This is a genomic window from Synechococcus sp. R70.1 (assembly GCF_047461675.1).
GTDB lineage: Bacteria > Cyanobacteriota > Cyanobacteriia > Thermostichales > Thermostichaceae > Thermostichus.
This window is the reverse complement of sequence record NZ_JANSHR010000078.1, coordinates 46,259-64,688: the sequence shown is the minus strand read 5'-3', so window position 1 is coordinate 64,688 and position 18,430 is coordinate 46,259. Positions and strand designations below refer to the sequence as shown.

The 18,430-nt window shown below is 59.8% G+C and carries 15 protein-coding genes; 8 read left to right on the top strand and 7 right to left on the bottom strand.

The window, feature by feature from the left end:
* The 4 genes from ilvC (at window position 1) to NW807_RS09285 (ending at window position 3,718) form a co-directional block, all read left to right on the top strand.
* Entirely contained in the window at window positions 1-993 is a 993-nt protein-coding gene (gene ilvC / locus NW807_RS09300; protein WP_414425917.1) for a ketol-acid reductoisomerase, read from the top strand.
* A 23-nt stretch (window positions 994-1,016) separates the two neighbouring features.
* Window positions 1,017-2,324: a serine--tRNA ligase gene (gene serS / locus NW807_RS09295; protein WP_414425916.1), complete on the top strand. Its 1,308-nt coding sequence runs from the start codon at window positions 1,017-1,019 to the stop codon at window positions 2,322-2,324.
* Between the two features lie 90 nt (window positions 2,325-2,414).
* Window positions 2,415-2,849 (top strand): BlaI/MecI/CopY family transcriptional regulator, encoded by a 435-nt coding sequence (locus NW807_RS09290; protein WP_414393902.1) that lies wholly within the window; start codon window positions 2,415-2,417, stop codon window positions 2,847-2,849.
* On the top strand, window positions 2,846-3,718 hold the full coding sequence (locus NW807_RS09285; protein WP_414425915.1) for a M56 family metallopeptidase: 873 nt from the start codon (window positions 2,846-2,848) through the stop codon (window positions 3,716-3,718). Before NW807_RS09290 ends, NW807_RS09285 begins: the two co-directional genes overlap by 4 nt.
* Here NW807_RS09285 and NW807_RS09280 read toward each other — a convergent pair.
* Window positions 3,671-5,854, bottom strand: a complete 2,184-nt coding sequence (locus NW807_RS09280) for a tetratricopeptide repeat protein (protein ID WP_414425914.1) — start codon at window positions 5,852-5,854, stop codon at window positions 3,671-3,673. The genes NW807_RS09285 and NW807_RS09280 overlap by 48 nt on opposite strands.
* A 120-nt stretch (window positions 5,855-5,974) precedes the next feature.
* Here NW807_RS09280 and NW807_RS09275 point away from each other — a divergent pair, with 120 nt between their 5' ends.
* Window positions 5,975-6,391, top strand: coding sequence for a thioesterase family protein (locus NW807_RS09275; RefSeq protein ID WP_414393908.1), 417 nt, complete (start codon window positions 5,975-5,977; stop codon window positions 6,389-6,391).
* A gap of 244 nt (window positions 6,392-6,635) precedes the next feature.
* Window positions 6,636-8,432 (top strand): biosynthetic-type acetolactate synthase large subunit, encoded by a 1,797-nt coding sequence (ilvB, locus tag NW807_RS09270; RefSeq protein ID WP_414425913.1) that lies wholly within the window; start codon window positions 6,636-6,638, stop codon window positions 8,430-8,432.
* 56 nt (window positions 8,433-8,488) lie between these two features.
* Here the strand turns inward: ilvB and NW807_RS09265 are convergent, their stop codons facing one another.
* The 5 genes from NW807_RS09265 to tatA form a co-directional block, all read right to left on the bottom strand.
* Window positions 8,489-10,102 carry a glycoside hydrolase family 57 protein gene (locus NW807_RS09265; protein ID WP_414425912.1) on the bottom strand — a complete coding sequence of 538 codons (1,614 nt, stop codon included), beginning with the start codon at window positions 10,100-10,102 and terminating at the stop codon, window positions 8,489-8,491.
* 123 nt (window positions 10,103-10,225) lie between these two features.
* Complete coding sequence (glgA, locus tag NW807_RS09260) at window positions 10,226-11,701, bottom strand: glycogen synthase GlgA (RefSeq protein WP_414393913.1); 1,476 nt, start codon at window positions 11,699-11,701, stop codon at window positions 10,226-10,228.
* Window positions 11,702-11,844: 143 nt separating this feature from the next.
* A complete protein-coding gene (locus NW807_RS09255) occupies window positions 11,845-12,276 on the bottom strand; it encodes a DUF2996 domain-containing protein (RefSeq protein WP_414405973.1) in 432 nt (143 codons plus the stop codon).
* Window positions 12,277-12,318: 42 nt separating this feature from the next.
* On the bottom strand, window positions 12,319-12,684 hold the full coding sequence (locus tag NW807_RS09250) for an NAD(P)H-quinone oxidoreductase subunit M (RefSeq protein ID WP_414405972.1): 366 nt from the start codon (window positions 12,682-12,684) through the stop codon (window positions 12,319-12,321).
* 197 nt (window positions 12,685-12,881) lie between these two features.
* The gene (gene tatA / locus NW807_RS09245) at window positions 12,882-13,136 is read right to left on the bottom strand and encodes a twin-arginine translocase TatA/TatE family subunit (protein ID WP_414405971.1); all 255 of its coding nucleotides are present in this window, start codon (window positions 13,134-13,136) and stop codon (window positions 12,882-12,884) included.
* Window positions 13,137-13,375: 239 nt separating this feature from the next.
* On the opposite strand from tatA, the gene glgB reads away from it, so the two are divergent.
* Complete coding sequence (gene glgB / locus NW807_RS09240; RefSeq protein WP_414425911.1) at window positions 13,376-15,676, top strand: 1,4-alpha-glucan branching protein GlgB; 2,301 nt, start codon at window positions 13,376-13,378, stop codon at window positions 15,674-15,676.
* Between the two features lie 24 nt (window positions 15,677-15,700).
* Window positions 15,701-17,095: a TldD/PmbA family protein gene (locus tag NW807_RS09235; RefSeq protein ID WP_414393922.1), complete on the top strand. Its 1,395-nt coding sequence runs from the start codon at window positions 15,701-15,703 to the stop codon at window positions 17,093-17,095.
* Between the two features lie 24 nt (window positions 17,096-17,119).
* On the opposite strand, the gene NW807_RS09230 is transcribed toward NW807_RS09235, so the two are convergent.
* On the bottom strand, window positions 17,120-18,421 hold the full coding sequence (locus NW807_RS09230) for a class I SAM-dependent methyltransferase (protein ID WP_414425910.1): 1,302 nt from the start codon (window positions 18,419-18,421) through the stop codon (window positions 17,120-17,122).
* Window positions 18,422-18,430 lie beyond the last annotated feature (9 nt).

Here is an 18,430-nt window from a genome sequence, read left to right as displayed (position 1 = left end):
ATGGCTCGCCTCTACTACGATACCGACGCCAACCTAGAGTTCCTAAACGGCCAGGCGGTGGCCATCATTGGCTACGGCAGCCAGGGGCACGCCCACGCTCTCAACCTGCGCGACAGCGGTGTCAACGTCCTCGTCGGCCTCTACCCCGGCAGCCCCTCTTGGCCCAAAGCCGAGCAGGAGGGGTTGACCGTCAAGACCGTGGCCGATGCCGCTGCTGCCGCTGACTGGGTGATGATCCTCTTGCCGGATGAAGTCCAAAAGGCTGTCTTCCAAAGCGAGATCCGCCCCCATCTGCGGCCGGGCAAGGTGCTTCTATTTGCCCACGGCTTCAACATCCACTTTGGCCAGATCCAGCCCCCCCCGGATATCGACGTCATCATGGTGGCTCCCAAAGGCCCTGGTCACCTGGTGCGGCGCACTTACCTAGAGGGGCAGGGGGTGCCCTGTCTCTTTGCTGTCTATCAGGATGCCTCCGGGATGGCGCGGGAGCGGGCTATGGCCTATGCCAAGGCGATTGGCGGCACTCGAGCTGGCATCCTCGAGACCACCTTTCGGGAAGAGGCCGAGACCGATCTCTTCGGCGAGCAAGTGGTGCTCTGCGGCGGCCTTACGGCCCTGATCAAAGCGGGGTTTGAGACGTTGGTGGAAGCAGGCTATCAGCCGGAGCTGGCCTACTTCGAGTGCCTGCACGAAGTTAAGTTAATTGTGGATCTCATCGTCGAGGGGGGGCTGGAGAAAATGCGCCAGAGCATCTCCAACACGGCGGAATACGGCGACTACACCCGTGGCCCCCGCCTCATCACGGAGCAAGTCCGTGCCGAGATGAAGCGCATCCTTGCTGAGATCCAAAGTGGCCAGTTTGCCCGCGAGTTTGTCCTAGAAAACCAGGCAGGTAAACCCGTGTTGACTGCGATGCGCCGCCGCGAGGCCGAGCACCCCATTGAGAAAGTGGGCAAGGAGCTGCGGGCCATGTTTAGCTGGCTGAAAAAGTAAGAAGTTCTTGCTAGGCAGGTCTTGTGCTGGATCTAAAGCTGCTGCGGGATCGCCCGGAAGAAGTGCGCCAAGCCCTGAGCAAGCGCGGGGCCGTCGCCGATTTGGACAGGATCCTAGAGCTGGATGGCAAGCGGCGCCAGTTGGAGACCCGGCGCGTTGCTCTGCAGGCCGAAAGCAACAGCCTTGGCAAGAAAGTGGGCGAGCTCATCCGGCAGGGGGCGGATCCCCAGGGAGCGGAAGTGACGGCCCTGCGGCAGCAAGGAGCAGATCTCAAGGCTGAGATTGCCCAGCTGGAACAGCGGGAGCGGGAGCTGGAGGAGGAGATACGGACTCTTCTCCTCACCCTGCCCAATCTGCCCTTACCCAACGTGCCAGTGGGCCAGGATGAGACGGAAAACGTGGAGGTGCGCCGCTGGGGGGATGCGCTAAAACCCACCCACCCCGTTCTTCCCCATGACGAGATTGCCGAGAAGCTGGGCCTCTTGGAGGTTGGCCGTGCCGTCAAGGTAGCCCAGAGCCGCTTTGTGGCCATGGTAGGGGCAGGAGCAGCTCTGGAGCGGGCTTTGATTGCCATGATGCTGGAGCGCCACATTGCCGCTGGCTACACCGAGGTGATCCCTCCTTTTTTGGTCAACAGCGCCGCCTTAGAGGGGACAGGGCAACTGCCCAAGTTTGCCTCAGAGAGCTTTCGCTGTGCTGAGGACGACCTCTGGCTAATCCCAACGGCAGAAGTGCCCCTCACGAACCTGTACCGGGATGAGGTGATCCCGGCCGAACGTCTGCCGCTTTATTTTTGTGCCTACACACCTTGCTTTCGCCGCGAAGCCGGCAGCTATGGCCGGGACACCAAGGGCCTAATCCGGCTGCACCAGTTTCAAAAGGTAGAGTTAGTCAAGATTACCCATCCCCAGCAATCGGAGGCCGAGCACGAAAAACTCGTGCAGGATGCTGAGGCCATCTTACAGATGCTGGAGCTGCCCTACCGGGTGGTGGAGCTGTGTACCGGCGATCTCGGTTTTTCGGCGGCCCGCTGCTTCGATCTGGAAGTGTGGTTCCCCTCCCAAAACCGCTACCGTGAGATCTCCAGTTGCTCCAACTGCTGGGATTTCCAGGCCCGCCGCGCCAACCTGCGCTACAAAGAGGCTGGGCAAAAGGGTACCCACTTCGTCCACACCCTCAATGGCTCCGGTTTGGCGGTGGGACGGACTCTAGCCGCTCTGTTGGAAAATCACCAGCAGCCAGACGGCTCGATCCGCATTCCCCAGGCGCTGCGTCCTTTTCTAAGCCCTCGCTTCCTAACAGAAGACGGCACTCTCCAGAGTGCTCCCTGAGCCTTTCTATAGACTTCTTGTTCAGGAAGGAAGGGCGCTGCCGAGGCTTAAGCTAGCCTGGACTAAGTGCCCCTTCTCAGGCAGGGGATCATGTTGCCAAAGCATCGTCCCAAGCAACTGTCACTGGGCCCTCTGGAGTCGGAGATCCTTGAAATCCTTTGGGATCTCGGCAGTGCCAGCACTCGTCAAATCCACGAGCGCATTCTGGCCGACCCGGATCGGGAGCTGGCTTATGCCTCGGTAACCACCGTTTTGCGGCGCCTGAGCCAAAAGGGCTGGGTGAGCTGTGAGCGGCGCACCGATGCCGAGGGGCGGTCTTTGCCAATGCTGTGGCGGCCTCGTCTCTCTCGCCAGGAAGCTGCTAGCCTAAGAGCCTTTGCCCACTTGCAGCAGTTTTTGGCGGTGAGCGACCCAGACACCGTGGCCGCCTTTGCCGACAGCCTGGATCAGGCCAGTGTTTCCCAGTTGCAGGCAATTGCCGAACGGCTGCGAGCAGCCCGCCAGGCTAGGAGGGATCCCCAGTGAGCCACCTGGGCATGTTGCTGTTGGGCTTGGCCTTCAGTTGGCTGTGGCGAGCCCAAGTGCGGCTAGATAGGGCGGGCTCCTGGGCGCAGCGCTGGCAGTGGGCCTGGATCCACTTCTTGCTGCCGCCCCTGTTTTTGCTAACAACCGCCCTGGCTTTGGCCTGGATGGGGCCACGGGGACAAATGGCTGGAGCGGGAGGGTGGTTTTCCTACGGCTGTGCGCTGTTGGTACTGGCGGCGGCCGCAGGCTTGGCCCTGCGCTGGATTGGGGAGTACTGGTGCTCCTGTCAACGCGCCCACCGGCAGGCCCTGGCGCAGGTGAATTTGTGTGGCTTTTCGGCTTACGTTTTGGACTTGGAGATCCCTTTTGCCGCTCAGGTAGGCGTGTGGAACTCGCAACTGGTAGTTAGCCGCGGCCTGCTGCAGCAGTTGGATGAAGAACACCTGCGGGCAGTGCTGATCCACGAAGAGGCCCATCGCCACTACCGCGATACCCTGTGGATGTTGGCGGTGGGCTGGCTGCGCCGCCTTAGCGCTTGGCTGCCGAATACGGAGCTTCTCTGGCAGGAGTTGCTGACCCTGCGGGAACTGCGAGCGGATCGCTGGGCAGCCCAGCGGGTGGATCCCTTGGTGCTGGGAGAGGCGCTGCTGCAGGTGGTGAGCTATGGGAGGGGACAGCAGCCGTCAAATGCCTGGGTTGGCTTTGCCCTGGAAATGGACCCCCCTCCAGGAGGGCGCCTGCAAGAGCGCATTGAGGCTTTGCTGCAGCCCAAAGGGCCTGAGGTCTCCGGGCCCTCGCCGTCTCGGGAGAGTTGGGGTTGGCTAGGGTTGGCGCTGTTGCCCCTGCTCGCTATTCCCTTTCACACCTAAAAGTCCAGGTCTGCCTACTGGCTGCTGCACAGGGGTGGGCAGGTCTTCTTGAGGGCTGAGGGTCTCCAGCGCTGGCAAGGCTGAACCTGGCATTGCCGCAGGGGCAGGGCTCGCGGCGGGATTGACAAGAGCCAACTCCTGCAGCGCCGCTTGGGCTGGCTGAAACTGGGGGTCTAGCTCTAGGCAGCGCTGCCAACTAGCCTGGGCCGCTTCCCGCTGGCCAGTCCGCAGTTGGGCTAGCCCCAAGGTATGCCAAAAGGCAGGCCGCTGGGGCTCCAGTTCTGTGGCCCGTTGGGCGTCGGCTAAAGCCAGCTCCAATTTCCCCAGCTTCAGGGCTTCCCAGGCGCGGTTGTTGAGGGCCACTGCGTCCTCGGGGGTCAGCTGCAAAACCCGCGAGTAGGCCTCCACCGCTTTTTCTGCCTCTTTCAGGTCGCCATAGACCAGTCCTAAGGCAAACCAGCCCCAGGGATCCTGCTCATTGAGGCTGGTTCTCTGCTGACTGGCAGCAAGGGCCTCCTCCAGCCGACCCAAGCGCCGCAGGCTTGTGATCTGGCCAAACCAGCAGGCTACGCTGCCAGGACGCTGCTGCAGTAGGCGTTGGAACTGCTCCAAACTAGCCTCGTACTGCCCCAACGCTTGCAGAACCGCCGCCAGGGCATAGCGGGCCGGAAAGTTCTCTGGCTGGATCTTCAGGGCCTCCTCGAAGTGGATGCAGGCCTCTTTGAGGTAGCCCAATTTCTGGAAAGCCACGCCGCGGGCATACCAGCCTTTGGGGTTGTCAGGGTCATAGCGCAGGGCGCGTTCCAGGGCTTTGCTGGCTAACCGGTACTGCCCCAGGCGCAACAGGGCCACGCCCAAGTTGTATAGCGTCACGGGATCCCGACGGCGCAGTCGCAGCGAGCGCTTGTAACACTCAATGGCTGAGCGCAGCCGCTGGCAGTGGAGCAGAGCATTCCCTTGGTAGCGCCAGACCCGCGCGCTCCTGGGATTGAGCTTCAAGACCCGGGCAAAACTGGCCGCCGCTGCACTGGGCCGCCGCAGCCGTCGCAGGGCAATCCCACGCGCCAACCAGCTGCGGGGTTGCTTGGGGTTATGTCGCAACGCCTTGTTCAAGCTGTTGAGGGCCAGCTTTGGCCGTTTGAGTTGCAGCAGACGAATGCCGCGATTGTGCCAGGCCAAGGCATCTTCGGGGTTGCTCTCCAGCACCCTGTCGTAGTTGACCACCGCCGCTTTGTACTGGCCCAGGCGCCCCAGAATTAGGGCCAAGCGCAGCCGCGTCTCCTCGTCATAGGGGTTAATGCTCAGGGATCCGTGGTAGCTGTCGATTGCCTCGCGGTAGCGGCCTAACTGCACCAACACGTCGCCGCGCCGACTCCAGGCCAGGGCAAAGTTGGGATCCATGTTCAAGGCGCGGTCGTAGGCAGCTAGAGCCTCGGTTAGGTTGCCTCGCTTGCGCCACTCCTCCGCTCGCTCAAACTGGATATCGGCGCTATTCCACTGAAACAGGCGCTGAAGAAATTGCAAAATGGCAATCTTGCGTGCCCCTTCCTCTGGTGTAGCGGAAGGCAGTTCGCCGGTGGCAATGCGCAGGATGGCTAGCTGAATGGCTCGTAGAAAAGCTTGGAACCCCCGCACTTCCTCATCCTCAGGAGGTTCCTCACGGCGGCGGTAGTGCAGCCGAAATCGCTGGAGATCCCCAGGGGCGGGAAAGCTGGGGTCCAAAAAGTGCATCAGCTCGCGGGCCCGGTACTCAAACAGCACCGGGTCTTCCTCAGAGCCGCTAAAATCCACCAGCGGCGCTTCTGCCAGGGGCTGAGGCAGCTCAGTGGGCGTGTGGAGCAGGGTCAATAGACGCTGGTTTTGCCGGGGCGGGGCGTGGGAGAAGCCACTGTAGAGCTCATCTCGGGGCCAGGGATTGGCAACAAACTCCGGCGAGGCCACCACCCCAATCCAGCGGCACTGCTCGATGGCCAGTTGCAGTTCCAGCTTGCGGTTATCCCCGGGTTGCAGCATCCAGCGATCGAACCAGACCTTGAACCCCTCTTGGTCCAGCCGCTCGGCCAGTTGCCGTACCCAGCGGGTCTGGGCGCGGTGGTAGCGCAGGAAGAGATCGAATTTGTAGGGTCCTGAGGACATGAACGCCCCCTTGCTGCCTCCTTCCAGCTTATCTTTGCTACTGCCTCAGTGGCTTGGGGCTGTAAAATATCGCGAGGACAGCGCTCCCCCTCCCAGCGCTTCTGTGCTGCGTCTTTTTCCGTGAAACCCGTTCCCCTTGGCACCCGTGGCACTTGGCAAGGGATCCCTGGCCCTGAGCACACGGCAGAGGCCCTGGGCAACCCGGGTGTGCAGGTCATCGCCTCCCCGGCTCTGTTGGCGCTGATCGAGCGATGTGGCCACACCACCTTGCAGCCCTTCTACGAGGCAGAAGAAGCTGCCGTCGGGATCCGCTTTGCCCTGGAACACCGCTCGGCGGCGGTAGTGGGGGATCCCTTGCAGGTTGAGGTTGAAGTCGTGGCTGTGGAGGGAAGGCGCGTTCAGTTTCAGGCAGAGATCACCCAGCAGGGGCGACTGGTGATGCAGGGATCCTATACCTGTCAGGTGATTGATTTGCCCCGTTTTCTAGCCCGCTATGGATTGACGGCAGGGGATCCCAGTCGGTGCTCAAGCTCCTAGGGGGATAGCTGCTGGCCAGCTTTGCGGGAGTTTGCCTCATGGGGCAACCTCGCCAACAAGCTAGGGGGCTAGCGGCTACCTTCTTCTATCCAGAGCGCGGCAGACGCTGTCTTTACAGAGATCCACCCCCAAGCAGAGCCCCAGAGCAAACCCCTGCTAGACTGTTGAATTGAATTAAAAAGCTGGCCAGTCTTCTGATGCAGGCGCTCCAGGTTGAACGGTCGGTAGGGGGGGAGAGGACATCGTGGCAACGGGGGCCTACGCACTGGTGGATAGCTTACATCGCCATGGGGTGCAGCACATTTTCGGCTATCCGGGAGGAGCAATCCTGCCCGTTTACGACGAGCTGTACAAGGCCGAATCCCAAGGGCTACTCAAGCATTTCCTAGTCCGCCACGAACAGGCCGCTGCCCATGCTGCCGATGGCTACGCCCGCGCTACCGGCAAGGTGGGGGTGTGCTTTGCCACCTCGGGGCCGGGGGCAACCAATTTGGTGACAGGCATCGCCAACGCCATGATGGACTCTGTGCCTCTGGTGGCCATTACTGGCCAGGTGCCCCGCCATTTGATTGGTACTGATGGCTTTCAGGAGACTGACATTTTTGGCATCACCCTGCCCATTGTCAAACACTCCTACGTGGTGCGCGACCCCCGGCAGATGGCCCGGATTGTGGCCGAGGCCTTCCACATCGCCAGCACGGGGCGACCCGGTCCAGTGTTGATCGACATCCCCAAAGATGTGGGCCTGGAAGAGTTCGACTACCAGCCGGTCAGTGAGGTCCATATCCCCGGCTACCGGCCCACTGTGCGGGGCAACCCTCGCCAGATCCACGCGGCAGCCCAACTTATCCTGCAGGCCAAGCGACCCTTGCTCTACGTGGGCGGCGGGGCCATCATCTCCGGAGCCCATGCTGAGATTGCGGAGCTGGCCCACACTTACCAGATCCCGGTAACCACCACCCTCATGGGCAAGGGGGCCTTTGATGAGAATGATCCCCTCTCAGTGGGGATGCTGGGCATGCATGGCACGGCCTACGCCAACTTTGCTGTTACCGAGTGCGACCTGCTCATTGCCCTTGGAGCTCGCTTCGACGACCGTGTAACCGGCAAGCTGGACGAATTCGCCAAGCATGCCAAAGTTATCCACGTCGATATCGACCCAGCGGAGGTGGGCAAAAACCGCGTCCCTGACGTGCCGATTGTGGGAGATGTGCGCACCGTTTTGGTGGAGCTGTTGGCGCAGCTAAGCAAAATGCCCTACACCCCTGGCCAAACGCAAGCTTGGCTGGCGCGGATCGAGCGCTGGAAACGGGAGTACCCCTTGCAGGTGCCCTCCTATGAGGGCGTGATCGCCCCGCAGCAGGTCATTGAGGCGTTTCGGCGCCATGCTCCCCATGCCTACTACACCACTGATGTGGGTCAGCACCAAATGTGGGCGGCCCAGTTTCTGCGCACTGGACCCCGCCGCTGGATCTCCAGCGCCGGCTTGGGCACCATGGGCTACGGCTTTCCAGCAGCCATAGGAGTCAAGGTGGCCCTGCCTCACGAGGAAGTCATCTGCATCAGTGGCGATGCCAGCTTCCAGATGAATATGCAGGAGCTGGGCACAGTGGCCCAGTACGGCATTGCCACTAAGGTGGCCATTATCAACAACGGCTGGCAAGGCATGGTGCGGCAGTGGCAACAGGCTTTCCACGGCGAGCGCTATTCTCACTCCGACATGGCGGCGGGCATGCCAGATTTTGTCAAGCTGGCCGAAGCCTTTGGTATCAAGGGCATGCGCGTCGATCACCCCGATCAAGTGGACGACGCTATCCAGGAAATGCTGCGCCATGAGGGGCCAGTAGTGGCTGATTTTGTGGTCAAGCGGGATGAGAACTGCTACCCAATGGTGCCTGCCGGCAAGGCCAACTACCAGATGATTGGTCTGCCGGAAAAGCGACAACTGGAGCAGGCCGCCGAGTTGATCTATTGCCCCAACTGCGGCGCCAAGAACCCCAGCTCGCACAAGTTCTGCCCCGAGTGTGGCGCCAAGCTCTAGAGCCAGGGATCCCTGCAGAGATCCCCGGCTTTGGAACTCCAGCCCTTCTGGGCACTCTAGAGGGGCCGGTAAACCCGGTAGTTGATATTGGGGAAGATGTTGTCCATATATTCCACCTTGGCCAGCCACTGCTCATCTTCGGGCGTAACTTTTTCCCGCCGAAACTGACCCGCTTGAATCTTCTCGTAGAGGTGGTTGAAGCGCAGTAGGTGAGACTTGGTGCGCCGTACCGCGTAGGGAACCATCGTCCCCGTGCGCATGATAAAAGCCCAGTCCGAGGATTGAGCTAGCATCAGCTCCCGCGCCGCCTGGTTTAGGGCTCGCCACTCCAGCTCATCGGCAGGCTCACGGCGGCTCAGCTCAATCATGCGCTCGGTAGCCTTGTGGAGGTGGGGATAGATCCAGGCATTGGTGGGGTTGAGCCAGTACTCGTGGAAGCCGCGCGCCCCCCAGCTAGACTGAGCAGGTTTGCACACCTGGTGGGTAGGGTTCTCCCGCAGGTACTCCGCCAGGTGGGTCATGCGATAGGTATTTTGGTCAAAGTAGCTCTTGCGGATGAGGAAATCCAAAAACCAGGGTCCCTCATACCACCAGTGACCGAAGAGCTCGGCATCGTAAGGAGCCACCACCAACGGCGGACGCCCCATGACGCTGGACAAGTACTCGATTTGCCGTTGGCGGTTGAACATGAAGTTGCCTGCATGTTCGGCTGCTTTCTCTCGCGCCCAGTAGGGATCGTAGAGTTCCTTTTGCCCCAGATCCAGGTTGCGCCCGGTGATGCGGTGGTACTTGATGCCGGTGTTCTTCCGCTGGCCATTGGGCATGATGTAGGGCTTGATGTACTCGTAGTCGGCCTCGTACCCCAGGTCTTTGTAGAACTCGCGATAGACGGGATCCCCAGGGTAGCCTACCTCCGCCGACCACACCTGCTGGGAAGACTCGTGGTCGCGACCGAAGACGGCAACGCCGGTCTCAGTAAAGATGGGGGCGTACATGCCGTAGCGGGGCCGTGGCTTGGCATATAGCAGGCCGTGGGCGTCGGTAATCATGTAGCGCAGCCCAGCATCGGCCACCATCCGCTCCAACCCCTGGTAGTAGGCGCATTCGGGTAGCCAGACCCCCCGTGGCCATTGGCCAAAGTGCTCGTTGTAGTGCTCGCAGGCTACTATCAACTGCGCCCAGACTGCCTGGGGATACATCTGCATCAGGGGCAGGTAGGCATGGGTAGCGGCGCAGGTGATGATCTCCAGGTTGCCGCTGTCCTGAAACTGCTTGAAGGCCTGCACCAGATCCCGGTCGTACCGCTCCCAGAGATCCCGCACCATGGCAAATTGCTTGATGTAGTGCTCCGCCAGGTAGCGAATGTGGCCGTTGTGGGCATTCTTGTCGTACTCCAGTTGGGCTAGCTCTTCCAACTTGGTGAGGTAGTGGTCGTAGCGCTCCTGCAGCAAGGGATCCCGCAGCATCGACACCAGAGGTGGCGTCAAGGACATGGTGAGGCGAAAGTCAATGCCATCTCTCCGGAGCCCCTCGAACATGTGCAGCAGCGGGACATAGGTCTCGGTAATGGCTTCGTAGAGCCATTCCTCTTCCAGTACAAAGTCCTGCTCGGGGTGGCGCACAAAGGGCAGGTGCGCGTGGAGTACCAGGGCAAGATAACCCAAACTCATAGGTAGAAGATAGCGGAGTAAGCTCGCCTTCCTGGGCAATAAAAAAGAGCGGGATCGCTACCTATCGTCCAGCATTTCCCCCTTGCGGTCAAGGGCGGGGATCGCTGGGGATCGCTGGCTGGATCAGCGGTGACGAATGAACTCGTAGATCTCTAGGTATTCTTTGCCGGGGTAGTTCCAGGAGTAGTCATAGCTCATGCCCTGGATTTGCAGCTGGCGAAACTGGTCGGGAGCGGTGTACCACAGGTCAATGGCCCGATCCAGCGCCGACTCCAGAGCCGCGTGATCTGTGTGGTAGAACACGTAGCCATTGCGTTGCTCCGGCAATTTGCGAGTGTCGTAGTCGCGGTCGAAAACCGTATCCGCCAGGCCGCCCACCCCTCTCACCACGGGCACTGTGCCGTACTTTAAGCCAATCATCTGCGTCAGTCCGCACGGTTCGTAGTGGCTGGGCACCACGAGGATATCTGCCCCTGCATAGATAAGGTGGGAGAGCTCTTCGTTGAAAGCTAACTCGATGTGAACATCGGGGTTGTCGTTGAGATAGCGTTTCTCATGGGCAAACCAGGCGCCAATTCCTGGCTCGGTGGCGGATCCCAGCAGGACAAACTGAGCATTTTTAAACAAGGAGCGATAGATGGCATGATGCACCAGATGTACGCCCTTTTGCTCATCTAGCCGCCCGATATAGGCCACAATAGGCTTGTCAACATCGCGTAGCCATAGCCGCTCCCGCAGGGCTTTCTTGTTTTTGGCCTTGTTTTCTAAAGTCTGTGCAGTGTATTGAAAAGGGATAAAACGGTCAATCTCGGGGTTCCAAATGTCGTAGTCAACGCCGTTTAAAATGCCGCGAAACTTGTGCTGGTGCAAGTAGAGCGTGTGTCCCAGTCCATAGCCGTAGTCGCCAAATCGTGCTTCCAGGGCGTGGGTGGGTGAGACTGTTGTTACAAAGTTGGAAAAGACAATCCCCCCTTTCATAAAGTTGAGGACAAAAGGGTTGAAGTTATCGCGCAAGCGGTCGTAGTGGAAGTAATAGGGCTCGCGATTGAGTCCCGTGGCCCACAGAATTTCTGGCCCCCCAAAGCCCTGATGCTTAAAGTTGTGAATGGTGTAGCACACCCGCTGGTTTTCCATGCCGTGGTACTTGTAAATCTCAAACAGCAGCACCGGCACCAGGCCTGTCTGCCAGTCGTGACAATGGATGATGTCGGGGCGCTTGTTGCTTTTGAGGAGAAACTCCAGGGCAGCCTTGCTGAAAAAGGCAAAGCGCATGTTGTCATCTGGGCAGCCGTAATAACAGCCGCGGTTAAAAAAGTTATCGCTGGAGTGGGGCTCAATGAAAAAGCAAAGGCGGCCATGCACCCAGCCGCAGTACACCGAGCAGTGAATAGCCCCGCCATACCAGGGCACCCAGAGGTCGCGGTAGGCGTCGTGCAGGCCCCAGATTTGGTCGTAGCGCATGACGTCGTATTTGGGCAGAATCAGCTCGACGCAGTGCCCCCGCACTTCTAGCTCCCGGCTGAGGCCGTACACCACATCCCCCAGCCCACCTGCCTTGATGACTGGGGCACATTCCGACGCAATCTGCACGATGTACATTTCGCAATCCCCTGCAGCATCGCCTTACCTTTCTTCACAAAATAATCCCTCCCCCCTTGTGAGCAGATCTCCCGCAAGGCTAAAAAAGGATCCCGCTGGCGGGATCCACGGAGAGCTACTTCCAGGGTTGGCCAGGGGCTCCCTCAATACCACTGCTGGGCGTAGAGGCGCTGCACCAAGTAGAACACCAACAGGGGCACATCGACGCGGCGCTCGTCGATCATAAAAGACTCGAGGGTGCTGGCCGGAGATCCTGCAGTAGTGCAGCGGAAGAACTTACGGCCGTTTAGGGATCCCTCGGCAAAGAGGACGCTAAACTGCTTCTGGCCGCCGGCAAAGGAGCCAATCAGCGTCTTGCCTTCCAGGCGCAACTGCAAATCGTGGACGCCGCGTTTTTGAAAAGCGGCAATGGCCGCCGGGATCACCTCTTCTGTAATCAGTTGCTCGAAGGGTTTTTCTTCTTTGACTTCTTTGGCGGGTTTTTTCGCAGCAGCCTTGGGAGGGCGGGTTGCTTCCTCAGCAGGCTTGGCGACTTCGGCGGCAGTTTCCTGGGCGGGAGTAGGTTCTCCAGACATGGGCTGGACTCCGATAACAGCTAGTGGGGAAGGGGAAAGAAGCTAGCTTTTGGGAATGTACTGATCCACAACTTTTTCCGCAGGGATCTGGGGAAAGCCTAGGCTGTAGTTGAGGGTGCGCCCTTGCAGGTTGTAGGCAATCTCCCCTTGACGAAGCAGGGAGCGGATGAAGTGCTCCAGCTCAGACCCGATGCGCCGCAGGTTGTACTCCGTCAGATCCCGGCCTCGGTACTCCTCCACCAATTCCTCGAAGCGGGCATAGACCTTCTGCAGAGCAGCGTCGTTCCAGACTAGCTCGTTATCGGGATCCACATCGAGGGTCAGCACATCGTCGCGGGGCACCAAGCGGTTGTCCGCCGTCACCTCGCCAGCAAAGATGTGAACGTGGCGGGTGGTGCACTTGAGCATGGCAGTTGCTCCGGTTGTAATCCTACACTTTTCCTCAGGGTATCACTCCTAGGGGTGTGTGGGACACCTGGATCTCCGCCGCCAATGGAGGGGAAGAGGCAGGATCCCTAGAGTGCAGGTGGGGCAGGCAGGGACTTCGACGTCCAAGGGGGGATCAGCCAGCTACAAAGACAGCCATCGATGCGAATAGGTCATACCTAGGCGGCATCCTTTTCAGGCACCTTCTCTGCCTTTGGCTTCTCAGCGCTAGTAGGAGACTCCTCCTCACGGCTGGGGTTATTCATCTCTTCCTTAAAGCTGCGCAAGGCTTTGCCAAGGGCGCTGCCCAACTCTGGCAGCTTCTTGGGGCCAAACACCACCACTGCGATCAGCCCAATCACCGCCAGCTCTGGCAGGCCCATGCCAAAGATGCTAACAGCCAGGATAGGTTTGCTCAACAGCAGGATAGCCATAAATCCTCAGAACCTGAAAAACAGAACAGGCTGACCAACCCAGCTTGGAAAGGGATTGCCCGTCTCACTCTAGCAAGTTCTCCCTTCCAGGAGAAAGCGCTTGGCTCCTGCTTTCTTGGGAGCTGGTTCTCGAGGAGGATAATGTCAAGGCAAGCTGGAGAACTCCTAGCGGGGACGCTCGAGCTAGAGCGGTAGCCAGCCGTCGTTAGACTGAGATCAAGGGTCTGCTGGGGGTTGCCATGGGCTTTCTCCTGTCTGCCGAGCAAGTGGTTCAGTTTGTTACCAACCAATGGCAGGATCCCTATGCTGTTTTGGGGCCACAGCAGATAGAGCAGGGGGAGGTGTCCTTCTGGCTGGTGCGTGCCTTGGTGCCTAACGCGCGGCAGGTTTGGCTGGTGGAACGTGCCACTGGGCAGGCCCACCCCATGCAGCCGCTGCATCCAGAAACCCTGTTTGAGCTGCGCTTCGAGCCAGGAACCCCCCTGCCAGACTACTTTTTGCGAGCGCAGCGGGTTTGGGATCCGGAGGGCCAACACCTGGAAGAATGGGAGGATCCGTATCGCTTTCCGCCGGAGAAGGTCAACCACATCGGCGAGCTGGATCGCTACCTCTTCAACGAGGGCAACCACCACCGCATCTACGAGAAGTTGGGCGCTCACCCCATAAGCGTGGACGGGGTTCAGGGAGTGCACTTTGCCGTCTGGGCTCCCAATGCCCGCAACGTCAGTGTTATTGGCGACTTCAACCACTGGGATGGGCGCCAGCACCAGATGAAGCGCCTAGACGAAAGCGGCATCTGGGTCCTGTTTATCCCCGGCCTTGGGCCAGGAACCATCTACAAGTACGAGGTGAAGGCCCCCTGGGGGGACATCTACGAAAAGTCGGATCCCTACGGCTTCCAACAGGAGGTGCGCCCCAAAACCGGCTCCATTGTGGTTGACCTCAACACCTACACCTGGCACGACCAGGAGTGGATGGAAAAACGGGCTGCCACTGACCCGCTGCGCTCCCCCATTTCGGTGTACGAGGTCCACCTGGGATCCTGGATGCACGCTTCCACCGAAGACCCGCCCGCCGATGGCCACCTGGTGCCAGTGGAGCGCAAGCCCAACACCCGCTTTCTCACCTACCGGGAGCTGGCGGACAAACTCATCCCCTACGTCAAGGAGATGGGCTTTACCCACATCGAGCTCCTGCCCGTGGCCGAGCACCCCTTTGACGGCTCCTGGGGCTACCAGGTTATCGGCTACTACGCCGTAACCTCCCGCTACGGCTCCCCGCAGGACTTTATGTACTTTGTCGATCGCGCCCACCAGGAGGGAATTGGTGTCATTGTCGATTGGGTGCCAGGGCATTTTCCCAAAGACGGGCATGGGCTGGCCTTTTTTGACGGTACCCACCTCTACGAATATGCTGACCCCCGCAAGGGCGAACACAAAGGCTGGGGCACCTTAGTTTTCAATTACGGCCGCAACGAGGTGCGCAACTATCTGGTGGCCAACGCCCTCTTTTGGTTTGACAAATACCACGTTGACGGCATTCGGGTGGATGCAGTGGCCTCGATGCTCTATCTGGATTACGACCGCAAGGAATGGATCCCCAATTGCTACGGCGGTCGGGAACACCTAGAGGCCATCGACTTTTTCCGTCAGCTCAATACCCTTATTTTCAAGTACTACCCTGGTGTTCTTTCCATTGCTGAGGAATCGACTGCCTGGCCAATGGTGACCTGGCCAACTCACGTGGGCGGTCTGGGCTTTAACCTGAAGTGGAACATGGGCTGGATGCACGACATGCTGGATTATTTCCGCATGGATCCCTGGTTTCGCCAGTTCCACCACAACCTCGTGACTTTCAGCCTCATGTATGCCTTTAGCGAAAATTACATGCTCGCTTTTTCCCACGATGAGGTGGTACACGGCAAAAGCCACATGCTGGGCAAAATGCCGGGGGATCTGTGGCACAAGTTCGCCAGCTTGCGGGCTCTCTACGGCTACATGTTCACTCACCCTGGCAAGAAAACCCTGTTCATGAGCATGGAGTTTGGCCAGTGGAACGAGTGGAATGTTTGGGCAGATCTAGACTGGGAGCTGCTGCAGTATGAGCCCCACGCTAAACTGCGCCACTACGTAGCCACTCTCAACCAGCTGCTGCGCTCGCAACCGGCTCTCTACACCCAAGACACCAAGCCAGAAGGCTTCCGCTGGATCGACTGCAGCGACCATCGGGGCATTATCTCTTTCATCCGCTATGGGGAGGATCCCAAGGAGTGGCTGGTGGTGGTCTGCAACTTCACCCCCGTGGTCTGGCCGAACTACCGCATTGGGGTGCCGGAGCGGGGGTTTTACCGGGAGCTCCTCAACAGCGACGCGGTGGAGTTCTGGGGCAGCGGCGTTGGCAACCTAGGAGGCAAGTGGACAGAGGACTGGCCCTACCACAACCTGCCCTACTCTCTTGATCTCTGCCTGCCCCCTCTTTCAACCTTGGTGCTGAAGTGGCAGCCGGAGGACTCCGCCGAAAACAAAGCTATGCTGGATTGAGTACGGCCTTCCCTGCTCATCGCCATGCGAGATCTCCTGCGCGACATCCTCCGGGATTACTCCGGCTTTGTGGAGCTGCGCTACCACAGCAAAGTCTTTCGCAGTGTCACGGCGGAAAAGGGCCGCATTGAGCGCACGGCAGTTCGGCGGCGCTCGGGGGTGGGGGTACGGGTGCTAGAAGACGGCACCTGGGGCTTTGCCGCCACCGGGGATCTCTCACCCGCAGCCATTCGCAAGGCCATTGCCGAGGCCCAGCAAGCGGCCCGCGCCAGCGCCAACTGCCGCAAGCAGAAGCTGAAGGCTTTGCCCCGCGTCCAACTAGCCCAGGGGGAGTTCTGCGAGCCCGGAGTGGAGGAAGTGGTCAACAAGCCACTCGAGGCGAAGATTCAATTGGCTTTGGAAACAGAAGCCCAGGCGCGCAAGTCCTCCACTCGCATCACCTCCGCCAGTTGCACCTACAACGAGATCTACGAGGAGAAAGCCATCGTCACCACCGATGGGGCGGATGTAGCCTTCCGGCTGGTGCGCCCCGAATTGCGGGTGCAGGCGGTGGCTGAGGCCGATGGCCAACTCAGCAGCGGCACGGAGTCCATTGGCGTGACGGGGGGGTGGGATTGCCTTTTTCGGACGGATCCCTTGCAGATGGCGGAGAAGGCGGCTGCCACGGCAGTGGATCTCCTCTCTGCAGGCTATGCCGAGGGGGGATGGGCCACCGTCATCCTCTCCCCTTCCATCGTGGGACTGCTGGTGCATGAAGCCATTGGCCACACGGTCGAGGCCGATTTCGTCCTCGCGGGCTCGGTGGCGGCTGGCAAGCTAGGGCAGCGGGTGGCCAGCGAACTGGTTACTCTCAAGGACTCTGGCCGTTCTGAATTTATGCCGGGGGCAGGGGGAACGCTGCCCGTGGACGATGAAGGTGTTCCCACCCAAACCACTACCATCATCCAGAATGGCATCCTAGTGAGCTACCTGCACAACCGGGAGACTGCCGCCCACTTTGGCGTCGAGCCCACCGGCAATGCCCGCGCCTGGGAGTACGCCGACGAGCCGCTCATCCGCATGCGCAACACCTACATCGAGCCGGGATCCCAGACGCTAGAAGAGATCCTCGCTAGCACCCCCGACGGCTACTTCCTGGATGGGGCCAGAAACGGGCAAGCCGACTCCACGGGCGAGTTCATGTTTGGCGTGGAGCGGGCCTACCGCATTCGCAATGGCAAGCTGGCGGAGTTATTGCGGGGAGTCACCATCACCGGCAATGCCTTTGAGGTGTTGCAGTCGGTGGATGCTGTGTCGCGAGATTTCCTTTGGGATCTCGGATCCGGCCACTGTGGCAAGGGCCAGCCAGCCAAGGTGGATGCCGGCGGGCCCTACATTCGCTGCCGCGCCATTGTGGGTGGCCGCCAGCCCGCCTCGTAGCTCCTTAGGAAGGGGGGGAGTTAGTTAAGGAGCAACTCGCAGCACTAGCCGATCCGCCTCCCACTCCCGAAAGAGGCGAAGGACGTGCTCGGCTCTCTCGGCGTGGTCGGCCAAGATCTCGGCGCCAGAACGAGCTTGCTTGGCTAGGGGCAACAACAGCTCCACCACCTGGTAGCGGCTGGAGGCGATCATCTTGCCGGGAATGCGAGCAATGGACCAGAAGATGTCCATTTTTTGAGCCGCGATCTGGGTCGGATCCACCTTGCCTAGCAGATCCGAAAAGGGGATGGTTTGATCCCAGTAGCGCACTTTGCCGTGCTGGACAAAGAGGGGGTTGAGCTGCCAACGGGAGCTTTGGAAAAACTCAGGGGTAAAAGGATCCCAACTGGCCACCTTTTTGCCCTGATGGCAGCACCAAAAGAGATTTTGCGTGTGGTAAAGAGGCTCCAGATACTCGATAACTCGTAGCTGGTCGAGGCGAGAAAGGGCCTCGTAGCGGCGATGGAACTCGGTGTGAGTAGCAGCAATTAAAGGCTTGGCGTTCCAGTAGTCCAAGTAGGGGGCTACATCGATAAACTCCAAGCCCGCCTGGGCCAGAAGGTCGGGGATTTCGCCGATGTCAAAAGGAATGTCGTTGGCGTGGAAGAAGTTGTCGACGATGTTCTCGTCTGCTAGGTAGTATTCCTCATGGGCCTTGGCGTGCTTGGCCAAAAGGGAGTTGGGATGAGCTGCCTTCAGCAGTTGCCGCACAAATTCGATCTTTTCCCGGGTGGCCGGTGGAGTAATCCCCAGCAGCTCCAAAGCACGGCGAATGCGGTAGACATGCCAACGGCCTGAGCGGTTGTAGAGCATCAGGGCCATTACCCCGTCGGGAGCCAGGCGCGAGGCCAAGTTCTTTAGGGCCTTGACGGGATCGGCGGTGTGGTGGATTACCCCGTAGGAGCTGATCATGTCAAAGCTTCCCTCCGGCCAGGTGGAGGGATCCATGAGATCCCCATAATGCACCGAGCAGTTGCGCAGGCCGTGGTACTTGATCCGCTTCTGGGCAATTTCCAGAGCTGGGCGGCTGAGGTCGATCCCTACCACGGCGCCATATCCGGGGTTGCTGGCGGCGATGACGTGCATCTCCCAACCAGTGCCGCAGCCGGCCACCAAAAACCTGGCCCCAGTGGGCTCTTGCAAGGTGCGGGTGCGGGCATATTGGGCCAAGGTATAGCTGCCCAGGCTGGAAAAGCCCTCAAAGGGCTGGTCGTAGGGAACAGGGGGATAGGGGAAGGTTTCGTACTGGGCTTGCACTGCCCGTGTAATCTCGGCTTCGGTAACCAAGAGGACTTC

Coding starts and splice junctions, on each gene's coding strand:
- ilvC (WP_414425917.1), top strand. CDS start 1: ATGGCTCGCCTCTACTACGATACCGACGCCAACCTAGAGTTCCTAAAC.
- glgB (WP_414425911.1), top strand. CDS start 13,376: ATGGGCTTTCTCCTGTCTGCCGAGCAAGTGGTTCAGTTTGTTACCAAC.
- NW807_RS09255 (WP_414405973.1), bottom strand. CDS start 12,276: ATGTCTGGAGAACCTACTCCCGCCCAGGAAACTGCCGCCGAAGTCGCC.
- glgA (WP_414393913.1), bottom strand. CDS start 11,701: ATGTACATCGTGCAGATTGCGTCGGAATGTGCCCCAGTCATCAAGGCA.
- NW807_RS09280 (WP_414425914.1), bottom strand. CDS start 5,854: ATGTCCTCAGGACCCTACAAATTCGATCTCTTCCTGCGCTACCACCGC.
- NW807_RS09265 (WP_414425912.1), bottom strand. CDS start 10,102: ATGAGTTTGGGTTATCTTGCCCTGGTACTCCACGCGCACCTGCCCTTT.
- NW807_RS09290 (WP_414393902.1), top strand. CDS start 2,415: ATGTTGCCAAAGCATCGTCCCAAGCAACTGTCACTGGGCCCTCTGGAG.
- NW807_RS09235 (WP_414393922.1), top strand. CDS start 15,701: ATGCGAGATCTCCTGCGCGACATCCTCCGGGATTACTCCGGCTTTGTG.
- tatA (WP_414405971.1), bottom strand. CDS start 13,136: ATGGCTATCCTGCTGTTGAGCAAACCTATCCTGGCTGTTAGCATCTTT.
- NW807_RS09250 (WP_414405972.1), bottom strand. CDS start 12,684: ATGCTCAAGTGCACCACCCGCCACGTTCACATCTTTGCTGGCGAGGTG.